The sequence below is a fragment of the Kutzneria kofuensis genome, assembly GCF_014203355.1.
GTDB classification, from domain to species: domain Bacteria; phylum Actinomycetota; class Actinomycetes; order Mycobacteriales; family Pseudonocardiaceae; genus Kutzneria; species Kutzneria kofuensis.
Genome location: NZ_JACHIR010000001.1, coordinates 282,445 through 302,671, shown reverse-complemented (window position 1 = coordinate 302,671; position 20,227 = coordinate 282,445). Strand labels below are relative to the sequence as shown.

Annotated in this window: 20 protein-coding genes; 10 read left to right on the top strand and 10 right to left on the bottom strand. The window is 70.5% G+C overall.

Annotated elements, in window-relative coordinates; genetic code table 11:
- Positions 1-100 precede the first annotated feature (100 nt).
- Both BJ998_RS01375 and BJ998_RS01370 read left to right on the top strand, forming a co-directional pair.
- The gene (locus BJ998_RS01375) at positions 101-844 is read left to right on the top strand and encodes a GntR family transcriptional regulator (protein WP_184857737.1); all 744 of its coding nucleotides are present in this window, start codon (positions 101-103) and stop codon (positions 842-844) included.
- Positions 841-1,485: a class I SAM-dependent methyltransferase gene (locus BJ998_RS01370; RefSeq protein WP_184857735.1), complete on the top strand. Its 645-nt coding sequence runs from the start codon at positions 841-843 to the stop codon at positions 1,483-1,485. Before BJ998_RS01375 ends, BJ998_RS01370 begins: the two co-directional genes overlap by 4 nt.
- Positions 1,486-1,578: 93 nt before the next feature.
- Here the strand turns inward: BJ998_RS01370 and BJ998_RS01365 are convergent, their stop codons facing one another.
- Positions 1,579-2,697 (bottom strand): steroid 3-ketoacyl-CoA thiolase, encoded by a 1,119-nt coding sequence (locus tag BJ998_RS01365; RefSeq protein WP_184857732.1) that lies wholly within the window; start codon positions 2,695-2,697, stop codon positions 1,579-1,581.
- Positions 2,698-2,811: 114 nt separating this feature from the next.
- On the opposite strand from BJ998_RS01365, the gene BJ998_RS01360 reads away from it, so the two are divergent.
- The 4 genes from BJ998_RS01360 to BJ998_RS01345 all read left to right on the top strand — a co-directional run bounded on the left by BJ998_RS01360 (position 2,812) and on the right by BJ998_RS01345 (position 6,712).
- Positions 2,812-4,041: a cytochrome P450 gene (locus tag BJ998_RS01360; RefSeq protein WP_184857730.1), complete on the top strand. Its 1,230-nt coding sequence runs from the start codon at positions 2,812-2,814 to the stop codon at positions 4,039-4,041.
- A 177-nt stretch (positions 4,042-4,218) separates the two neighbouring features.
- Positions 4,219-4,791 carry an RNA polymerase sigma factor gene (locus BJ998_RS01355; protein WP_184857729.1) on the top strand — a complete coding sequence of 191 codons (573 nt, stop codon included), beginning with the start codon at positions 4,219-4,221 and terminating at the stop codon, positions 4,789-4,791.
- The gene (locus BJ998_RS01350) at positions 4,781-5,842 is read left to right on the top strand and encodes a CU044_5270 family protein (RefSeq protein ID WP_184857728.1); all 1,062 of its coding nucleotides are present in this window, start codon (positions 4,781-4,783) and stop codon (positions 5,840-5,842) included. Before BJ998_RS01355 ends, BJ998_RS01350 begins: the two co-directional genes overlap by 11 nt.
- A gap of 9 nt (positions 5,843-5,851) precedes the next feature.
- Positions 5,852-6,712, top strand: a complete 861-nt coding sequence (locus BJ998_RS01345) for a phosphotransferase (protein WP_221337834.1) — start codon at positions 5,852-5,854, stop codon at positions 6,710-6,712.
- A gap of 12 nt (positions 6,713-6,724) precedes the next feature.
- Here the strand turns inward: BJ998_RS01345 and BJ998_RS01340 are convergent, their stop codons facing one another.
- Genes BJ998_RS01340 through BJ998_RS01320 form a run of 5 tightly spaced genes read right to left on the bottom strand, consistent with a single transcriptional unit; the run spans position 6,725 to position 11,212 of the window.
- Entirely contained in the window at positions 6,725-7,096 is a 372-nt protein-coding gene (locus BJ998_RS01340; protein ID WP_184868342.1) for a nuclear transport factor 2 family protein, read from the bottom strand.
- Positions 7,097-7,152: 56 nt separating this feature from the next.
- Positions 7,153-8,028, bottom strand: coding sequence for a TIGR03619 family F420-dependent LLM class oxidoreductase (locus BJ998_RS01335; protein WP_184857726.1), 876 nt, complete (start codon positions 8,026-8,028; stop codon positions 7,153-7,155).
- A complete protein-coding gene (locus BJ998_RS01330) occupies positions 8,025-9,188 on the bottom strand; it encodes a thiolase family protein (RefSeq protein WP_184857723.1) in 1,164 nt (387 codons plus the stop codon). Before BJ998_RS01330 ends, BJ998_RS01335 begins: the two co-directional genes overlap by 4 nt.
- Complete coding sequence (locus BJ998_RS01325; protein ID WP_184857721.1) at positions 9,188-10,240, bottom strand: thiolase family protein; 1,053 nt, start codon at positions 10,238-10,240, stop codon at positions 9,188-9,190. The genes BJ998_RS01330 and BJ998_RS01325 overlap by 1 nt, the downstream gene beginning before the upstream one ends.
- A 9-nt stretch (positions 10,241-10,249) precedes the next feature.
- Complete coding sequence (locus tag BJ998_RS01320) at positions 10,250-11,212, bottom strand: Zn-ribbon domain-containing OB-fold protein (RefSeq protein ID WP_184857719.1); 963 nt, start codon at positions 11,210-11,212, stop codon at positions 10,250-10,252.
- Positions 11,213-11,253: 41 nt separating this feature from the next.
- On the opposite strand from BJ998_RS01320, the gene BJ998_RS01315 reads away from it, so the two are divergent.
- Both BJ998_RS01315 and BJ998_RS01310 read left to right on the top strand, forming a co-directional pair.
- Positions 11,254-12,312, top strand: a complete 1,059-nt coding sequence (locus BJ998_RS01315) for an LLM class F420-dependent oxidoreductase (RefSeq protein WP_184857717.1) — start codon at positions 11,254-11,256, stop codon at positions 12,310-12,312.
- Positions 12,313-12,317: 5 nt separating this feature from the next.
- On the top strand, positions 12,318-13,862 hold the full coding sequence (locus tag BJ998_RS01310; protein WP_184857715.1) for an acyl-CoA synthetase: 1,545 nt from the start codon (positions 12,318-12,320) through the stop codon (positions 13,860-13,862).
- A gap of 98 nt (positions 13,863-13,960) precedes the next feature.
- Here the strand turns inward: BJ998_RS01310 and BJ998_RS01305 are convergent, their stop codons facing one another.
- Positions 13,961-14,761, bottom strand: coding sequence for a crotonase/enoyl-CoA hydratase family protein (locus tag BJ998_RS01305; protein WP_184857713.1), 801 nt, complete (start codon positions 14,759-14,761; stop codon positions 13,961-13,963).
- Between the two features lie 51 nt (positions 14,762-14,812).
- On the opposite strand from BJ998_RS01305, the gene BJ998_RS01300 reads away from it, so the two are divergent.
- Together BJ998_RS01300 and BJ998_RS01295 are read left to right on the top strand one after the other, a co-directional pair.
- Positions 14,813-16,459 carry an acyl-CoA synthetase gene (locus BJ998_RS01300; RefSeq protein WP_184857711.1) on the top strand — a complete coding sequence of 549 codons (1,647 nt, stop codon included), beginning with the start codon at positions 14,813-14,815 and terminating at the stop codon, positions 16,457-16,459.
- A complete protein-coding gene (locus BJ998_RS01295; protein WP_184857709.1) occupies positions 16,440-17,534 on the top strand; it encodes an NAD(P)H-dependent flavin oxidoreductase in 1,095 nt (364 codons plus the stop codon). The genes BJ998_RS01300 and BJ998_RS01295 overlap by 20 nt, the downstream gene beginning before the upstream one ends.
- Here BJ998_RS01295 and BJ998_RS01290 read toward each other — a convergent pair.
- The 3 genes from BJ998_RS01290 to BJ998_RS01280 are packed head-to-tail and all read right to left on the bottom strand — an operon-like array spanning position 17,531 to position 20,185.
- The gene (locus BJ998_RS01290) at positions 17,531-17,947 is read right to left on the bottom strand and encodes a hypothetical protein (protein WP_184857707.1); all 417 of its coding nucleotides are present in this window, start codon (positions 17,945-17,947) and stop codon (positions 17,531-17,533) included. The genes BJ998_RS01295 and BJ998_RS01290 overlap by 4 nt on opposite strands.
- Before the next feature lie 11 nt (positions 17,948-17,958).
- Entirely contained in the window at positions 17,959-18,990 is a 1,032-nt protein-coding gene (locus tag BJ998_RS01285; protein ID WP_184857705.1) for an acyl-CoA dehydrogenase family protein, read from the bottom strand.
- A 13-nt stretch (positions 18,991-19,003) separates the two neighbouring features.
- Positions 19,004-20,185 carry an acyl-CoA dehydrogenase family protein gene (locus BJ998_RS01280; protein ID WP_184857703.1) on the bottom strand — a complete coding sequence of 394 codons (1,182 nt, stop codon included), beginning with the start codon at positions 20,183-20,185 and terminating at the stop codon, positions 19,004-19,006.
- Positions 20,186-20,227: the final 42 nt, after the last annotated feature.

Genomic DNA, 20,227 nt, shown 5'->3' with positions numbered 1-20,227 from the left:
GGCTAGATAAGTCGGAACATGGTCGGACAGCCGGGTGAACTCCCGATGTCTTGTTCCCCTCACGGCGGGTGACCGACCGGTTGCCGGTTACGGTGCTGGCATGGGGACGACGCTCTACCGCCGAGTGGCCGAGGACATCAAGGCAGCCATCGTTTCCGGTGCGTACCAGGCGGGAGCCCGGTTGCCGTCCGAGGCGGAACTGGCCGCCCGGTACGGCGCGTCGCGGGGAACGATCCGGCAGGCGTTCGCCGCTCTCGTCGCCGACGGCGTCATCTCGTCACGCCAAGGCGCGCGGCGGGTCGTCCTCCGCGGTCCGCGGTTGCAGACCTTCAACGAGTTGGTGAGCTTCTCCCGTTGGGCGAGGGCAATCGGTGAGGAACCGGCGGGCAGGGTGGAACGGCTGGAGCTGCGCGCCGCCAGCGAGGACGAGTGCGCGCACCTCGAAGTGCCGTTGGGGAGTCGCGTGTACCACCTGACCCGGGTGCGCTACCTGTCCGGACGGCCCGTGATGATCGAGCGCACCGCCTACCGCGAGCCCGTCGGCGCCATGGTCGCCGGCATGGCCCGCGACGTCGTGTCCATCACCGAACGCCTGGAGGACCTCGGCGTGATCTTCGCCGACGCCGAGCACCAGATCGACGCCGTGGCGGCGACTTCCGAGGACGCCCGGCTCCTGGAGATCCGCCCTCGGCTGCCCCTGCTGCGGGAGCGCCGGCGGACCGCCGATCCCCACGGCGTGATGCTGGAGTGGTCCGACGACCGCTATGTCGGCGACGCCGTCGCGTTCACGGTGCGGAATTCCGCCAGCGGCAAGGCGTTGTCCCGGCTACCGTCGCAACGGTGAAGAACTGGGTGGAGTGGCACATCGCGTACGACGACCCCGAGTCCGGCCTGACCCGCCGGCTGGCCCATGTGCGGCGCCGTGTGCTGGAGGCTGTGGAACGCGTCCCGTCCGGCGAGATCCGCTTGATCAGCATGTGTGCCGGCCAGGGCCTGGACGTCGCCGGCGCGTTGTCCGGGTTTGCCCGGTCCGCCGACGTCGTCGGTCGTCTGGTGGAGTTGGACCCCGCCAACGTCACCGCGGCCCGGGAACGGCTCTCCGGCTACCGGATCGAGGTCGTCGAGGGCGATGCCTCCCTCACCTCGGCCTACTTCCCGGCCGATGTCGTGCTGGCGTGCGGGGTGTTCGGCAATGTGTCCGATGAGGACATTCACCGGACGGTGTCCGTGCTGCCCAGCCTGTGCCGGGAGGGCGCCACCGTCGTGTGGACCCGTCACCACGAGCCGCCGGACCTGACGCCGACCATCCGGGCGTGGTTCGCCGAGGCGGGCTTCGAGGAGCTGGGTTTCGACACGGAGCCGGGGTATTCGTACTCGGTGGGCACGCACCGGCTCGTCGGAAAGCCGTTGCCGTACCGGGACGACGTGAAGATGTTCGACTTCGTGGGCAAGCCCTTCGACGGCCGGCGCACCCCCAGGTCGTAGAACGAACCCCCGCGAGTCCCGCCCACAGTCACACCGAATGCGTGAATCCGTTTCGTACATTCGGTGTGACGCTGAGCGGGACTCGCGGGGGTGTCAGATGCGTTCCAGGATGCTGCCGGTGGCCAGGGCTCCGCCGGCGCACATGGAGATCAACGCGGTCGAGGCGTCCCGCCGTTCCAGCTCGTGCAAGGCGGTGGTGATCAACCGGGTGCCGGTGCTGCCGACCGGGTGACCGAGCGCGATCGCGCCGCCGTTGACGTTGACGCGGTCAGGGTCGGGCCGGTGCACGGACTGCCACGACAGGACGACCGAGGCGAAGGCCTCGTTGACCTCGAACAGGTCGAGGTCGTCGATCTTCATGCCGCTGCGCTCCAACACCCGGCTGGTGGCGGCGACGGGACCGTCCAGGTGGTAGTAGGGCTCCGCCCCGACCAGGCACTGCGACACGATCCGCGCCCGCGGCCGCAAACCCAGCTGCTGCGCCCGTTCCGAGGAGACCAACAGCACCGCGCTGGCGCCGTCGGAGATCTGCGACGAGGTGCCGGCGGTGTGCACGCCGTCGTCGAGCACGGGCTTCAACCGGCCCAACGCCTCCATGCTGGTCTCGCGCAGGCCCTGATCGATGTCGACGCCCTTCACCGGCACGACCTCGTCCCGGAACCGGCCGGCATCCCAGGCGGCACGGGCGAGTTGCTGCGACCGCAACCCGAACCGGTCGACGTCCTCACGGCTGATGCCGCGCCGCTGCGCGATCCGCTCGGCGGCCAGGTACTGGTTGGGCAGGTCGATGTCCCACGACTCCGGCCGCGGCGTCCCGGCATCCGTGCCCACGTTGCTACGCAAGGGGACCCGGCTCATCGCCTCCACGCCGCAGGCGATGCCGACGTCGATTGCGCCGACGGCGATCAGGCCGGCGATCAGGTGCGTGGACTGCTGGGCGGACCCGCACTGACAGTCGACGGTCGTGCAGCCGGTCGTCTGCGGCAGGCCGGCATGCAGCCATGCCGTTCGGGTGATGTTGTTCGACTGCTCGCCCGCCTGCGTCACGCAGCCGCCGATCACCTGCTCGACCAGCGCCGGATCGATGCCGGCCCGTTCCACGACGGCCTGCTGCGCCGCGCCGAGCAGTTCGGCGGCGTGCAGGCCGGCCAGCCAGCCGCCGCGCTTGCCGATCGGCGTCCGCGCCGCCGCCACGATCACCGGGGTGCCCATACCCCAAAACTAGAACAGGTTCTCATTGGGGGCAATGGTCATTTGAGCAGCAGGGTTCCCCTAGTTAACGGTGTATGCTAGGAAGGTCGTAGAACCCGTTCCACGCACGACGCGGTGCTTGGAGGCAACGTGGTACCCGACGGCTACGACTTCACCGATCCCGACATCTACGCGAACGGCGTGCCGTACGAGCACTTTGCCGAGCTGCGCCGCACCGCACCCGTCTGGTGGAACGCGCAGTCCGGTCACTGCGGCGGCTTCAGCGACGGCGGCTTCTGGGCCGTCACCCGGCACGCGGACGTGCGTGAGATCTCCCGCCGCAGCGACGTGTTCTCCTCCTGGGCCAAGGGCGCCATCATGCGCTTCGGCCAGGAGATGCCGCCGGAGCGCATCGAGGCGCTGCGGCTGATCATGCTCAACCAGGACCCGCCGCAGCACACCAAGGTGCGCGGCATCGTCTCGCGCGGCTTCACGCCGAAGTCGATCAACTCCTTGCGGGACGCGCTGCAGGATCGGGCGGAACGGATCGTGTCCGAGGCGCTCGCCCGCGGCCGCGGCGACTTCGTCACCGACGTGGCCTGCGAGTTACCGCTGCAGGCCATCGCCGAGCTGCTCGGCGTGCCGCAGGAGGACCGGCTCAAGATCTTCGACTGGTCCAACCAGATGATCGCCTACGACGACCCCGAGTACGAGATCGAGCCGGACGTCGCCAGCGCGCAGCTGCTCGGCTACGCCTGGAACATGGCCGAGCAGCGGCGCGCCTGCCCGATGAACGACATCGTCACCAAGCTGGTGCAGGCCGATGTCGACGGCGAGGCGCTGGGCTCGGACCAGTTCGGCTTCTTCGTGCTGCTGCTGGCCGTCGCCGGCAACGAGACCACCCGCAACGCGATCACCCATGGCATGGCGGCTTTCCTGGATCACCCCGAGCAGTGGGAGCGGTTCAAGGAGGAGCGCACGCCCACCGCCGCCGACGAGATCGTGCGCTGGGCGACGCCGGTGGTGGCGTTCCAGCGGACGGCCATGCAGGACGTGGAGATCGGCGGCGTTGAGATCAAGCAGGGGCAGCGGGTCGGCATGTACTACAGCTCGGCCAACTTCGACCCCGAGGTGTTCGACGACCCGCACTCGTTCGACATCGGCCGCGACCCCAATCCCCACCTGGGCTTCGGCGGCAGCGGCACGCACTACTGCCTCGGCGCCAACCTGGCCCGGCTGGAGATCGAGCTGATCTTCAACGCGATCGCGGACCGGATGCCGGACATCCACAAGCTGGCCGAGCCGGAGCGGCTGCGCTCGGGCTGGCTGAACGGCATCAAGCACTTCCAGGTGGCATACGCGTGACCCTTTTCGGCACGTGAGTGGCTTACTTGCCCCTGGCAACCACGTGAGCCACTCACGTGCCTGGCCTGGCACGTGAGTGGCTCAGGTGGCTCTGGGGGGCATGTGAGCCACTCACGTATCTGATTTGTTCTACTCGGCCGTGAACACGAGCTGTGGGAGCGACCAAGTAGAGATGTGATGACAGCAATCGACGAGGCGGCGCCACCAGGCAGCCTCGCGGATTTCGAGCGGCTGTTCGAGGCGCACGCCGACGATCTGCACCGCTACCTGGGCAGACTCGTCGGCGGCGTGGCCGACGACCTGGTCGCCGACACGTTCGTCGCCGCTCTCAAGGGCCGCGACGGCTTCGACCCGGCGCGGGCGTCGGCCCGCGCTTGGCTGTTCGGGATCGCGAACAACCTCGCCCGCAACCACCTGCGCCGACGCAGACGTGAGCACGCGGCCACGGCCCGGCTGCTGGACTCCGCGCGTGCGGAGAGCCACGAGAACCGCGTCGTCGAGCAGGTCGACGCGCAGCTGCGCGCCCGCCAGCTGGCCGCCGCCATCGCCGAGTTGGACGACGCCGACCGCGATGTTCTGCTGCTGACCAGCTGGGCCGGCATGGATTCGAACGAGATCGCGGAGGCGCTCGGCATCCCGGCCGGCACCGTGCGGTCCCGGCTGCACCGCGTGCGCCGCCACCTGCGCGTGGTCGCGCCGCAGATCGACGCACAGATCACCGCCAGGGGGAGCACCGACGATGTGGACTGACAGCGAGCTCGACCAGGCCCTGGCCGACCAGCCGGCGGGGCCCGTTTTCAGCCCGGAGGCCCGGGCGCGGGCGCTGGCGGCGCTGCGTGCGGCGGACGCGGCGCCGGCCGAGCGTGGCGGCAAGGGCTGGTGGCTGGCCGCGGCGGCGGCCGTCGCGGCGGTGACGGGCGTGTCGGCGACCTTTCTCTCCGGCGGACCAGCCCCGCAGGCCAGCGCCGCCGCCGTACAGAGCCTGGAGCGGGCGTCCGGCGGCAGTGCCGACGTGCAGAAGGTGGAACCCGGGCAGTACTTCTACATCGCCACCCACTCCTGGTCGTTGACCGCGGCCGAGACCAGGACCGGGAAGAACCTGGACGCCATGGTCGAGCACCTGGACGAGGAGTGGATCCCGGCCAACCGGTCGGACGTGTGGCTGCGGCGCGGCGGCTACACCGGCAAGCACACCTGGCTCATCGGCAGCGACGCGATCGTCAAGGCTGAGGGCGACGGCGGCCTGTTCGAGCCGGTCAAGCAGACCGAGGAGCGCGGTCCGTGCGGTGACTGGGGCGGTCGCCAGACGCCCGAGCTGGGCGGTTCGCCGGACGACGGCAAGCCGTGCGACCAGCGGATGGGCGACTGGTACGAGCCGACGCCGCGGTTCATCGCCCAGCTGCCGACGGATCCGGCCGAGCTCTACGACAAGCTCAAGGCCGACGCCAGGAACGGCAAGGGCGACATGCTGAAGATGGCGGCCGCCGTGCTCGCCTCCGGCGACGCGAGCCGCGAGATTCGGTCCACTGTGTACCGGGCGCTGACGTTGATGCCCGGCCTCGACGTCACCGACAACGCGGCCACTGTGGACGGTCAGCGTGGCGTGGCGCTCGGCGCCGACGACCAGACACTGCGCCAGGAGATCGTGATCGACCCGGCGACCGGCCGGTACATCGGCGAGCGGCTGGTCCTGCTCGCCGACGGAACCGGGTTCTGGCAGGGCCTGAAGCCCGGCACGGTCGTCGAGTCCACGTCGGTCCGCACCGGGGTCGCCGCGAAAATCGGTGTCGCACCTCGGTAATCTGGTCGTGTGTTGACGGAGAGGCTCACGCGGGCGATCGGCAGGCCGGTCGTCCGCGTGACGCCGTTCACCGGCCGTGGGTACACGCCGGCGCGGCGGATGATCGTGGAACTGGCCGACGGCTCGACCGTGTTCGCCAAGCAGGCGACCACCAAGCCGACCGCGAAGTGGCTGCGCACGGAGTTCTCGAACTACCGGCAGCTGCGCGGATCCTTCCGGCCCGAGCTGATCGGCTGGGACGACGACGGCGGGCTGGAGCCGATCCTCGTGCTGGAGGACCTGTCCCACGCCCTGTGGCCGCCGCCGTGGACCGCGGAGCGGATCCAGCGGGTGCTGGACACCATCGCCGAGATCGGTCGGCAGCCGATCCCGGACGGGGTCGAGCCGCTGGATGCCGACTGGCTGCGCGGCGGCTGGCGCACGGTCGCCGAGGACCCGGAACCCTTTCTGTCGCTGGGAATGTGCACGCCCGCGTGGCTGGACCGGGCACTGCCCACGCTGCTGGCGGCGGTGGAATCCGCGCCCCTCAAGGGAGACCAGCTGCTGCACTTGGACGTGCGCAGCGACAACCTGTGCTTCGACGGTGACCGCACGCTGTTCGTCGACTGGAACCACGCGTGCGTGGCCAATCCCGAGGTGGAAAGGGCGTTTTTCCTGCCCAGCATGCACGCGGAGGGCGGGCCCGCGCCAGATGAGGTGACGACGATCGACCCCGGATTGGTCGGCGTCGTCGCCGGCTACTTCGCCTCGCACGCCGGCCTGCCGCCGGTGCCGGGCGCGCCGGGGGTGCGCCCGATCCAGCGCACTCAGCTGGAGGTCGCCCTGCCGTGGGTGGTCAAGGCGTTGGGCCTGGCGCCACTGGGGGAGTAGCGCCGCGTTCGCTCAGCGGGTTCGCAGCGTGCCCATCGCGCGTTCCATCTCCCAGTGCGCCCGGACCGACCTGATCAGGCCGTCCTCGGTGATCCGGTAGACGAACACGCCGTCGGTGTCCATGAGGTTGCCGCCGGGCAGGTGGATGGTGATCGTGCCGACGTTGGCGCACTCGAGGCCGTTGGCGAACGAGTCGGTGATGGTGAAGTCGAAGCCCTCGGCCAGCGCGATCGCCTTGTCCCAGAACGCGCCGATCGCCTCGTGGCCGTGGTGGCCGACGCCCTCCGGATCGAACGGGGAGGGCCCGACCGGGTCCTCGACCGAGCCGTCCAGGGCGAACAGCGAGATCCACTTCTCCTTCTCGCCGGCCGCCACGGCCTCCATGGACCGCCAGGACACCACCCGCGCCGGGTGCTCCGCCTTCGACGCCCGCCAGTCGATCACGCCGTCACCTTCTCGATCACCTCGTAGGCGAACCGCCGCAACGCGTCCTGCTTCGCGGCCAGCTCGCCGTCGAAGCCGACGCCGTAGAGGAGCCACGGCATCACGATCGCGTCGGTGACGCCGGCCGCGGCCAGGTCCTGGTAGCCGTCGACGCCGAACTTGTCGATCGACACGGCCTGGATCTCGAACGGCTCGTCGGCGCGGCCGTACTCCGCGCGCAGCTCGCCGAGACGGGCGACGATCTGCTGGAGGTCGCCGAACTTGATCATGGCGGAGGTCCAGCCGTCGCCGATGCGGGCGGCCCGGCGCAGCCCGGCCTCGGTGTGCCCGCCGACGTAGAACGGCACGGGCTGCCTCGGCGCGGGACTCATCTGGAGCCGGTCGAAGTCGTAGTACTTGCCGTGGTACTCGACCATGCCGCCGCCGAGGATCAGTTTCAGCACCTCGATCGCCTCGTCGCTGCGCGGCCCGCGGTGCGCGTATTCCGTGCCGCACCAGGCGAACTCCTCCGGCGACCAGCCGAGGCCGACGCCGAGCCCGAACCGGTCGCCGGTCAGCGCGGCGACCGAGCCGACCTGCCGGGCCAGCAGCACGGGATTGCGGGAGCCGAGCTTGAGCACCTGCGTGTAGAACCGGATCCGGCTGGTGCCGGCGCCCATCGCGGCCGCCGCGATCAGCGGGTCCGCCCACGGTGTCTCGGCCGTCCAGAACCGCGAGCCGTCCGGCGTGTACGGGTAGTCGGCCGACACCTTCTCCGACCAGAACAGGGAATCCGGCAGCGCGATCGACGCGAAGCCGCACTCCTCGGCCGTCCTGGCCAGCTCCACCAGCTGGTCGAGCGGGCTCATCGCCACCGCAAGCGTGAACTTCACCGCGCACCCGGCCTTTCCGATCCGACCACCCAGAGGGAGAAGTACTGCGAGCCACCGCCGTAGGCATGACCCACCGCCACGCGCGCGCCGTCCACCTGGTGCTCGCCGGCCCGGCCGAGCACCTGCATCGCCGCCTCGGCGTAGCGGAGCAGCCCGGACGCGCCGATCGGGTTGGACGACAGCACGCCGCCGGACGGGTTCACCGGCAGCCGGCCGCCGATCGCGGTCTCACCGGCCTCGGTGAACTTCCAGCCCTGCCCCTCCTCGGTGAACCCGAGGTTCTCCAGCCACATCGGCTCGAACCAGGAGAACGGCACGTAGATCTCGGCGACGTCCACCTCGGACACGGGATCGGAGATGCCGGCCTGCTTCCACAGCGCGGCCGCCGCGTCCTTGCCGGCCTGCGGGCTGACCTGGTCGCGACCGGCGAAGGTGGTCGGCTCGGTGCGCATGGCCGTGGCGTGGATCCACGCCGCCGGGCGGCCCTTGGCCGTCTGCTCGTCGGCGATCACCACGGCGGCCGCGCCGTCGGAGGACGGGCACGTCTCGTCGTAGCGGATCGGGTCCCACAGCATCGGCGACGCCTGCACCGATTCCACCGTGATGTCCGGCTGTTTGAGATGTGCGTACGGATTCAGCGCGCCGTTGCGGCGATCCTTGGCGGCGACGATCGCGCCGATGTGGTTGGGCGCGCCGGAACGCCGGATGTAGGAACGGACATGCGGCGCGAAGTAGCCACCCGCGCCGGCGCCGACCGGCATGTGGAACGGCGGCATGATGGACAGCGCCCACATGGCGTTGGACTCGGACTGCTTCTCGAACGCCACCGCCAGCACCCGGCGGTGCACGCCCGACTGCACCAGGCTGGCGGCGACATTGCCGGTGGAGCCGCCGACCGAACCGGCGGTGTGCACGCGCAGCAACGGTTTCCCGGTCGCGCCGAGCGCGTCGGCCAGGAACAGTTCGGGCATCATGACGCCCTCGAACAGGTCCGGGGCCTTGCCGAGGACCACCGCGTCGATGTCGGCCCAGTCCGTGCCGGCGTCGGCCATCGCGCGGTCGATCGCTTCCCGGCACAGCCCGGCCATGGACACGTCGAGCCGCTTGGCGGTGTGGTTCGTCTGGCCGGTCCCGATCACGGCCGCGAGTTGCGCGCCCATCAGCGTCCCTCCAGCACACAGACGAGGTTCTGTTGCAGCAGCGGCCCACTGGTGGCGTGAGCAAGTGCCCTGTCGGCGCGGCCGGCGCGGATCTCGGCGGCCGCGGCGCCGATGCGGATCAGGCCGGCGGCGAACATCGGGTGCCCGGCCAGCACGCCGCCGGACGGGTTCACCCGGACCTCCTCGCCGAGCCCGAGTGCTTGACGCAACAGGATGTCCTGATGCGTGAACGGCGCGTGCAGTTCGGCCACCTGGACGCCGTCCACGCCGGCCGCCTTGGCTGCTGCGATCGTCGACGGCGATGTGGTCAGGTCCCGGGCGCCGATCAGGGGAGTGTCGACGCGGTGCTCGAAGCCGCTGATCCACGCCGGCTTGTCGCAGAGATCACGAGCTTTGTCGCCGCTGGCAAGGATGATCGCCGCGGCGCCGTCGGTGATCGGCGCGCAGTCGTGGGCGCGCAACGGATCCGCCAGGTACGGCTGCTTGAGCAGCTCCTCGGCGGTGGTGTCACCGGCGAGCTGGGCGTCCGGATTGGACAGTGCGGCGCGGCGGCTGCTCGCCGCCACCTCGGCCATGTCCCGCTCGGTCCACAGGCCGGCATCGATGCCCAGCCGGGCCTGGAGTCCGGCGACGCCGATGGAGTCCGGCCACAGCGGCGTCATCAGGTACGGATCCATCTGCATGGCCATGATCCGCCGCAGCTCACCGGCCGAGGACTTGCCGAAGCCGTACACCAGCGCGGTGTCGACCTCGCCGGTGCGGATCTTCACCCATGCCTCGTACAGCGCCCACGCGGCGTCCATCTCCACGTGCGATTCCATGATCGGCGGGAAGGCGCCGATCGCGTCCACCGCCGCGATGAACGAGAACGCCCGCCCGGCAAGGTAGTCCGACGACCCCGAGCACCAGAAGCCGATGTCCTGTTTGGACAGGCCGGTGTCGGCGAGCAGCCGGTGGAACACCGGCACCAGCATCTCGACGCCGTTGGTGGTGCCGGGTGTGCGGCGCACGTTCGGCGCCTGCGCGAAGCCGACGACCGCCACCTCGCTCACGAGGGCCTCCTAGAGATGCTGTGCGTACGATTCATAAGGGGCGTCCGGTTCGCCGGTGGGCCGGAAGTGGTCGATGTTCTCCAGCGTGGTGCCCCACTGCTCGCGCGGCCGCCACTGCGCCCGCACCCGCATGCCCATCCGGACCTCGTCGGCCGCGCACCCCAGGACCAGGTGCAGGAACGGGATGTCCGCCCCCTCCAACAGGATGTACGCGGCAACGTACGGCGGCTTGATCCGCTGGCCCAGGAACGGCACGTTGACGACGCAGAACGTGGTGACCACGCCGTGGTCGGGCAGCTCGATCTCGTCCTCGGTGGGCACGCCGTCGGTGGGACAGGAGCCGCGCGGCGGGATGTAGACCTTGTTGCAGGCGGGGCAGCGCTGGCCGAGCAGCCTGCCCTCGGCGAGGCCCCGCAGGTAGCGGCTTTCCTCCGGCGACGCCGTGTGCTGGTACGTGAGGTGGATCGGCGTCGTCAGCATCGTGACGGGATCCCCGCTGCCGGCTTCACGTTCCGTCGGTTCGACGTCCAGCGGCTCGAAGCATTCGATGTCCCGGATGCTGCCGACCGGCTCGGCGGCCCAGCGGACGCGGACCCGCATGCCGGTGCTCATCCGGTCCGGCGAGCCGGCGTCGACGGCGTGCAGCAGTGCGGTGTCGGCGCCGTCGAGCTTGACCAGCGCCCACGCGAAGGGGTGCGAAAGTGGTTGCCCCGCAAGCGGTTGCGCGATCCACGACCAGGTCTGCACGACGCCTTCCGTGCCGACGTCGACGAACTCGGTGAGCTTCTCCGCGGTCACCGGGTCGTACTCGGTTGGCGGCACCAGGACTCTCCCGTCCGAGCCGCGGATGCCGGCGATCGTGTGCGCGCGCAGCCCCGTGGCGAACCGGCCCAGCACCGGCCCGAGCGAGCGGGTGTAGTCGAAGCCCACGTCCAGCGGGGCGCTCAACGGTTCCGAGCTGATCGTCACCATCGAAGTGAAACACGTTCTCGTTTTTGCGGCAAGATGAGGGCATGAGGCTTGGACTGCAACTCGGCTACTGGACCCCCGTGCCGGCCCCCAACACTCCCGAACTGGTCGCCGCCGCGGAGCGGTCCGGCTTCGACTCCGTGTTCGCCGCCGAGGCGTGGGGCTCGGACGCGTTCACCCCGCTGGCGTGGTGGGGTTCCCGCACGTCACGGCTGCGACTGGGCACCTCGGTCGCCCAGTTGTCGGCACGGACGCCGGCGGCGTGCGCCATGCACGCGCTGACACTGGACCGGCTCAGCGGCGGCCGGTTCATCCTGGGCCTGGGCGTGTCCGGCCCGCAGGTGGTGGAGGGTTGGTACGGCCAGCCGTTCGCCCAGCCGCTGGCCCGGACCAGGGAATATGTGTCGATCGTGCGGCAGGTGCTGGCCCGTGAGGCGCCGGTCGTCAACAACGGCCGGCACTATCCGCTGCCGTATCAGGGACCCGGGGCGCTGGGACTCGGCAAGCCGTTGAAGCCGATCGCCCATCCGCTGCGCCCGGACGTGCCGATCATGCTGGGCGCGGAGGGACCACGCAATGTCGCCATGACGGCCGAGATCGCGGACGGGTGGCTGGCGATCTACTACACGCCGCGGCTGGCCGGGATGTACAACGACTGGCTGGACGAGGGTTTCGCCCGGCCGGGGGCGCGCCGGTCGCGCGAGGACTTCGAGATCGTCGCGAGCTGCCAGATCGTGCTCACCGACGACCGGGCCGGCGCCATTCGGGCGATGAAGCCCGTGCTGGCGCTGTACATCGGCGGCATGGGCGCGGCCGGCATGAATTTCCACGCCGACGTCTTCGCCCGGATGGGCTATCCCGAGCAGGTCGAGGCCATCGGCCGGCTGTTCCGCGCCGGCCGCAAGGACGAGGCCGCCGCCGAGGTGCCGGATGCCCTGGTCGAGGACGTGATGCTGGTCGGCGACGCGGACGAGGTGCGGGCTCGGGTCGCCGAGATGGAACGGGCCGGCGTGACGACGTTGTTGGTCGGCTGCGGGAGCGTGGAACAGGTCGAGCAGCTGTCCGCGGCCCTTGTCGACGAAGTGGAACACGTTCTAGATTGAGCTGTATGACGGCGCCTGGACTGTGGAACATCGCGGCTGCGGACCCCGGGATGACGGCGGTGGTCGACCCCGACGGTGGCGAGGTGAGCTACGGCGCGCTGGCCGCCGCGGCGGATCGGTACGGGCGCGGGCTGCAGGCGCTGGGACTGCGGCCCGGCGACAGCATCGTGGTGTTGCTGCCCAACGGATCCGACCTGATGGCGATGTACTTCGCCGCGATGCAGACCGGGCTGTACATCGTGCCGGTGAACTGGCACCTGATCGGGCCGGAGGTCGCCTACCTGATCGCCGACTCCGGCGCCAAGGTCTTCGTGGCGTCGGCCCGGTTCGCGGACACCGCCGTGGTGGCGGGGAAGTCCCTTCCGGCGCAGGCGCGGTTCTCGGTCGGGGACATCGCCGGGTTCCGGCCGTTGGCGGAGTTGGGCGCGGACGAACCCGTCGGGCGGCCGGACATCCGGACCGCCGGCGCGCCGATGCTCTACACCTCCGGCACCACCGGCCGGCCCAAGGGCGTGCGGCGGGCGCTGACCGGCGCCGACCCGGACGAGGTGCCGGCCGCGGGCGTCTGGTTCTTCGGCATCTTCGACCTGAAGCCGTTCGACGGGCACGTGCACCTGTGCGGCTCGCCGCTGTACCACACGGCCGTGCTGAACTTCGTCGCCCTGTCCATCCAGTTCGGACACACGACGGTGTTGATGGACCGGTGGGACGCCGCCGAGATGCTCCGGCTGATCGAGAAGTACCGGGTGACGCACAGCCACATGGTGCCGACCCAGTTCCGGCGGCTGCTGGCGTTGCCGGAGGAGGTGCGGTCCCAGTTCGACGTCTCGTCGCTGCGGGTGGCGATCCACGGCGCCGCACCGTGTCCGCTCGAGGTCAAGCGGCGGATGATCGACTGGTGGGGGCCGGTGGTCACGGAGTACTACGCCGCCACCGAGGGCGGCGGGACGGTGATCACCGCGACCGACTGGCTGCGCAAGCCCGGCTCCGTCGGCCTGCCGTGGCCGGGATCGGTGGTGAAGGTGCTCGGCGACGACGGCTCCGAACTGCCGCCGGGCGAGGTCGGCACCGTGTACATGCGGATGGGCGCCTCCACCTTCGAGTACTACAAGGACAAGGCCAAGACCGAGGCCGGCCGGGTCCGCGACCTGTTCACCCTCGGCGACGTGGGGTATCTGGACGAGGACGGCTACCTGTTCCTGTGCGACCGCAAGGCCGACATGATCATCTCCGGCGGTGTGAACGTGTACCCGGCCGAGATCGAGGGGGAGCTGGCCTGCCACCCCAAGGTCGCCGACGTGGCCGTGTTCGGCATCCCGCACCCGGACTGGGGCGAGGAGATCAAGGCCGTCGTGCAGCCGGTGGACGGCGTCGACGGCGGGCCCGAGCTGACCGAGGAGCTGCTGGCCTTCGCCGCCTCGCGCCTGGCCAGGTTCAAGCTGCCGCGCAGCATCGACTACGTCGCCGAGCTGCCCCGCGACCCCAATGGCAAGCTCTACAAGCGCCGCCTCCGCGACCCGTACTGGCAAGGCCAGGACCGCGCCATCTAACCCCCCGCGAGTCACGCTCTCAGACCCACCGAATGTAGGTTTCCGGCAGACCTGCCGGAAACCTACATTCGGGGTGCCGCAGAGCGTGACTCGCGGGGCTACCGGCCGCGGAACTCGGGTTTGCGCTTGGCGGCGAAGGCGGCCGGGCCCTCCTTGGCGTCCTCGCTGAGGAAGACCCGCATTCCGTGCTGGGCCTCGATCGTGAACGCCTCGTTCTCCGGCATGCCCTCGGTCTCCCGGATGGTCCGCAGGATCGCCTGCACGGCCAGCGGTCCGTTGGCGGCGATCAGGTCCGCCAGCTCCAACGCCTTGGCCAGCGCTTGTCCGTCAGGCACAACATGACCGATCAAGCCGAACCGCAGCGCCTCGGCGGCCGTGATGTGCCGACCGGTGAGCAACAGTTCGGCGGCGACGGTGTACGGGATCTGCCGGGGCAGGCGGACGGCGGAGCCGCCGAGCGGGAACAGGCCCCAGCGGGCCTCGGACACGCCGAACCGGGCGCTCTCGCCGGCCACCCGGATGTCGGTGGCCTGCAGGATCTCGGTGCCGCCGGCGATCGCGGGACCCTCGACGGCGGCGATCAGCGGCTTGCTGAGCCGGCGGCCCTTGAGCAGGGGCTCGATCACGGACAGGTCCCAGCCGCCGCCGGAGAACGAGTCGCCGGGGTGGCTGGCGGTCATCGCCTTGAGGTCGGCGCCCGCGCAGAACGCGCCGCCGGCGCCGGTGAGCACGCAGGCCCGGATGCTGTCGTCCGCGTCGACGCGGTCCCAGGCCTCGCGCATGATCGCCATCATCGGGCCGGACAGGGCGTTGCGCGCCTCCGGGCGGTTCATCGTCACCACGAGGACCCCGCCTCGTTGGTCTACCAGGCAGTGCTCGGACTCCTGCGTCGCGGTCATCAAGCCTCCCAGGGGATTGCCCAAAACAGTAACACGTTCTAGTTTGCAGGGGTGGCCCTGAACATCGCAGACCTCGTGGAGCACGTAGTCGACCTCGTCCCCGAGCGCGCCGCGGTGATCTGCGGCCAGCGTCGGGTGACCTACGCGGAGCTGGACGAGCGAGCCAACCGGCTGGCCAACCACCTCGCCGCGCACGGCGTGCAACCCGGCGACCACGTCGGCGTGCACTCCCGGAATTCCATTGAGATGGTGGAAAGCATGCTCGCGGCGTACAAGCTGCGGGCGGTCGCCATCAACATCAACTACCGCTACACGCGCGCCGAGCTGCGCTACGTGTTCGACAACTCCGACCTCGTCGCCCTGGTGCACGAGCGCCGCTACGCCCCGCTGGTGGCCGACGTGCTGCCCGAGGTGCCGAGGCTGCGTCACGTGGTCTACACCGAGGACGGTTCGGACGAGAACGTGTCCTATTCCGCGGTCGAGTACGAGGCGGCGCTGGCCGGCTCCAGCCCGGCCCGGGACTTCCCGGAGCGCAGCCCCGACGACATCTACATCCTCTACACCGGCGGCACCACCGGCTACCCCAAGGGTGTGCTGTGGCGTCAGGAGGACGTCTGGCGCGTGCTCGGTGGCGGCATCGACTTCATCACCGGCGTGCCCGTCGAGGACGAGTGGCAGCAGGCCCGGCAGGGGCAGGCGTACGGGCTGGTCCGGCTGTGCGCGCCGCCGATGATCCACGGCGCCGCGCAGTGGGGCGTGTTCGGGGCGCTGTTCACCGGCAGCACCGTCGTGCTGCTGCCGCAGTTCGACGCCGACGAGATCTGGCGGGCCGTGCAGCGGCACAAGGTGCAGGTGCTGATGATCGTCGGCGACGCGATGGCGCGACCGCTGATCGAGTCCTATCGGGACGGCGACTACGACGCCTCCTCGCTGGCGGCGATCTCCAGCAGCGCGGCCCTGTTCTCCAAGGCCGTCAAGGAGGAGTACGTCGCCGCCTTCCCGAACGTGGTGATCACCGACGCGATCGGGGCGTCGGAGACGGGATTCACCGGCATCGGCGTGGTGCAGAGCGGCGCCCCGCAGTCCGGCGGCCCGCGCGTGAAGGCCGACCCGGCCAGCATCGTGCTCGGTGACGACGGCCGGCCGGCGCCTCCCGGCGTGATCGGGAAACTCGCCCGTGGCGGCCACATCCCGCTCGGCTACTACAAGGACGAGGAGCGGACCGCCGCGCTGTTCGCCGAGGTCGACGGCAAACGCTACGCCGTGCCGGGGGATTTCGCCCGGCTTGAGGAGGACGGCACCGTGACCCTGTTGGGGCGCGGCAACATGTGCGTCAACACCGCGGGGGAGAAGGTGTTCCCCGAGGAGGTGGAGGGCGTGCTGAAGTCGCACCCGGACGTCTTCGACGCGCTGGTGCTCGGCGTTCCCGACGACCGGCTCGGGCAGCGGGTCGCCGCGGTCGTGCAGGCCCGTGCCGGGCGGACCTTGTCCTACGACGAGCTGGATGCCCATGCGCGGCAACAGATCGCCGGCTACAAGGTGCCGCGCAGCATCTGGCTGGTCGACGAGATCAGCCGGCTGCCCAGCGGCAAGCCCGACTACCAGTGGGCGCGGCAGCTCGTCGCCGAGCGGCCGCCGGCCGTCGAGGTGCAGACCACCGCCGGACTGGGAGGTTCCCGTGCGAACGGCACTGTGTGACCGGTTCGGCATCGAACACCCGATCTTCGGCTTCACGCCGTCGGAGCACGTCGCCGCCGCGATCAGCCGGGCCGGCGGGCTCGGCGTGCTGGGGTGCGTGCGGTTCAACGACGCCGCCGAGTTGGATGCCGCGCTGACGTGGATGGACGAGCACACCGACGGTCGGCCGTACGGGGTCGACGTCGTGATGCCGGCGAAGATCCCGACCGAGGGCACCGCGATCGACCTGGACGCGCTGATTCCGGCCGGGCACCGCGAATTCGTCGAACGGACGCTGACGCAGCTGGGGGTGCCGCCGCTGGACTCCCACGGCACCGGCGTGCTGGGTTGGCTGCACTCCGTGGCACGGTCCCACGTGGATGTCGCCTTGCAGCATCCGATCCGGCTGATCGCCAACGCCCTGGGTTCGCCGCCCGTCGACGTCATCGAGCAGGCGCACCGGCACGACGTTCCCGTCGCCGCGCTCGCCGGCAAGGCCGAGCATGCCCGCCGGCACGTCGACAACGGCGTGGACATCGTTGTGGCGCAAGGCTACGAGGCCGGCGGGCACACCGGCGAGATCGCCAGCATGGTGCTGGTGCCGGAGATCGTCGACGCCGTTGGCGCGGACGTGCCCGTGCTCGCCGCCGGCGGCATCGGCAGCGGCCGCCAGCTCGCCGCCGCCCTCGCGCTGGGGGCGTCCGGCGGCTGGCTCGGGTCGTGCTGGCTCACCACCGCCGAGTACGCCGTCGGGCTGCCCGCCTCGGCCACCCAGCAGGCGCTGCTCGCCGCCGGCTCCAGCGACACCGTGCGAACCCGGATCTACACCGGCAAGCCCGCCCGGCTGCTCAAGACCCGGTGGACCGAGGCATGGAGCAGCCCGGACGCCCCCGAGCCGCTGCCCATGCCGCTGCAGAACCTGCTCGTCGCCGACGCCCACCAGCGCATCACCCAGTCCGGCGATCCCACCGTCGTGTCCATGCCCGTCGGGCAGATCGTCGGCCGGATGAACGCCATCCGCCCCGTCGCCGACGTGATGACCGACCTGCTGCGGGAGTTCGACGAGACCCTGACCAGGTTGGACAAGCTCCGCTAGCGGCTGCCCACCCACGCCGCGAGCCGCTCCAGCGACTCGCGGCTGTGCGGGTCGAAGTGGCCACTCCTGGATCGCCCGAACGCGTACACCTTGGTGCGGCGGTCCCGGCCGTCCTCATTCGTCCAGAGCAGCGCGTACCGGCCCTGGTCGACCGCTTTCACCGCACTGGTCGGAATCCGCACGGTCCGAACCCAGCCTCGGACCGTGATCGTGTCTCCCGTGCAGTCGACCCCGCACTCGGTGCCCCGGACGCTCAGCGTGATCGCGACCAGCAACGCCACCACCAGCAGCGGGATCCGCATCGCGTCGCCGATGACCGGGCCCGCGAGGATGAACACCCCGAACGGCAGTAACCAGCTGAGCACGATGATCGCCACCTGCGACAGCACGCTCATCCGAAGTCTCAGCGGCACGTCCGGTGATTCTACGCGGGGGTGGCGGCGAGGGCGGCTCCGATGTGGCGCAACTGGGTGGTGGCGGCGCCGAGGGCGAACTCGTTGCGCTTGGCGGCGACGAAATAGCGGTGCAGCGGGTGGCTGATGTCGATGCCCATGCCGCCGTGGACGTGCACGGCGGTGTGGGCGATGAAGTGCCCGCCCTCGGACGCCCAGAACTTGGCGGTGGCGAGTTCGGTGTCGCAGGGCAGCCCCTCGCTCAGCCGCCAGGCGGCCTGCCACAGCGTCAGTCGAATGGCTTCGACCTGGATGTAGGCGTCGGCGAGCCGCTGGGTGACGGCCTGGAAGCTGCCGATCGGGCGGTCGAACTGCTGCCGGGTTCGCGCGTACTCGGTGGTCATCTCCAACGCCCGTTCGACGACGCCGAGCTGCAGCGCGCAGAGACCGACGACGCCGCGGTGCAGGGCGTAGGAGACGGCCTCACCGTCGAGGACGCGGTCGGGCCCGAGGTGCACGTCGGCGAGGTCGAGCAGGCAGCTGTCGTCGCCGTCGACGACCTCCTGCCGCAGAACCTGGGCCTCGTCGGCGGTGACGAGGAACATGCGCAGGCCGTCGGCGGTGCTGGCGGGCACCAGGAACAGATCGGCCGACGGAGCCGGCACGAGGGACTTGACGCCGGTGAGCCGCCAGCCTCGGCCGTCCCGAGAAGCACGCGTAACCGGAGCCAGGGGATCGTCGTTGTTCTCTTCGGACAAGGCGACCGACAGCACGGTCGACCCGGTCAGCGCCGGCCGCACCCAGCGGTCGACGTGCTCGGCCGTGCCGAACCGGGCCACCGTCGACGCCGCCTGCACGATCGACGGCAGGTACGGCGCCGGCGACACGGCACGGCCGAGTTCGACCAGCACGCTGCACTGCTCCAACAGCCCGAACCCGTTGCCGCCGACCGATTCCGGCAGCGCGGCGGCGAGCACCCCGGACGCCGCCAGGTCGGTCCACTGTGGATGTTCCCGCACCATCGCGGCGAGGTCCCGCTGCGCTTCCGACAACTCGAAGTCCACCGGAGGTTCCCTTTCAGCGCCGGCCGACGGGCAGGCCGAGGCCCACCGCGGCGATGATGTCCCGCTGCACCTCGTTGGTGCCGCCGCCGAACGTCAGGATCAGTGACGACCGATGCATCCGCTCGATCCGCCCGTGCAGCAGCGCGCCGGGCGATCCCTGGCGCACGACGGCGTTCGTGCCGAGCACCTCCATCAGCAGCCGGTACGCCTCGGTGGCGAACTCGGTGCCGAACACCTTGGTCGCGGACGCGTCCGCGGGGCTGGGCGACTGCTCGACACCCCAGGCGATGCGCCAGTTCATCAGCTTGAGGAACTCGGCCTTGGCATGCACACGGGCGAGGTGCAGCTGCACCCATTCCTGGTCGATGATCCGGTTGCCGTCGGGCAGCTTGGTCCGCTGCGCCCACGCGGTCACCTCGTGCAGCGCGGTCAGCACGGGTGCGGCGGACGTCAGGGCGACGCGCTCGTGGTTGAGCTGGTTGGTGATCAGCGGCCAGCCCCGGTGCTCCTCGCCGACCAGCGCCGTCGCCGGCACCCGCACGTCCTGGTAGTAGGTGGCGCTGGTGGTCGGCCCGGCCATCGTGTGCACCGGCGTCCAGCTGAAGCCCTCGGCGTCGGTGGGCACGATCAGGATGCTCAACCCCTTGTGCTTGACCGCATCCGGGTCGGTGCGCGCGGCCAGCCACACGTAGTCGGCGTACTGGATCAGGCTGGTCCACATCTTCTGGCCGTTGATCACGTAGTCGTCGCCGTCGCGGACCGCCCGCGTGCGCAGCGACGCGAGGTCGGTGCCGGCGCCGGGTTCGGAGTAGCCGATGGCGAAGTGCACCTGCCCGGCGGCGATCCGGGGCAGGAACTCGGCCTTCTGCTCGGGCGTGCCGAACCGCATGATCGTCGGCCCGATGGTGTTCAGGGTGAGGAACGGCACCGGCACGCCGGCGGTCGCCGCCTCGTCGAGGAAGATCAGCTGTTCCAGCATGGACCGGTCCTGGCCGCCGTGCTCGGCCGGCCAGCCGATCACCAGCCAGCCGTCCCGGCCCAGCTGGGCGACGACCTCCTTGTAGGCGACGCCGTCGCCGTACTCGCCGCCGGTGGTGGCCAGCGCCTCCCGCCGCTCCGGCGTCATCAGCTCCGCGAAGTACGCCCGCAGCTCGGCGCGTAGCCGCTCCTGCTCGGGGGTGTACGCGATCCGCATCCGGCCTCCCGGCTCGGCGAGGTGGAACGTGTTCTAGTCACC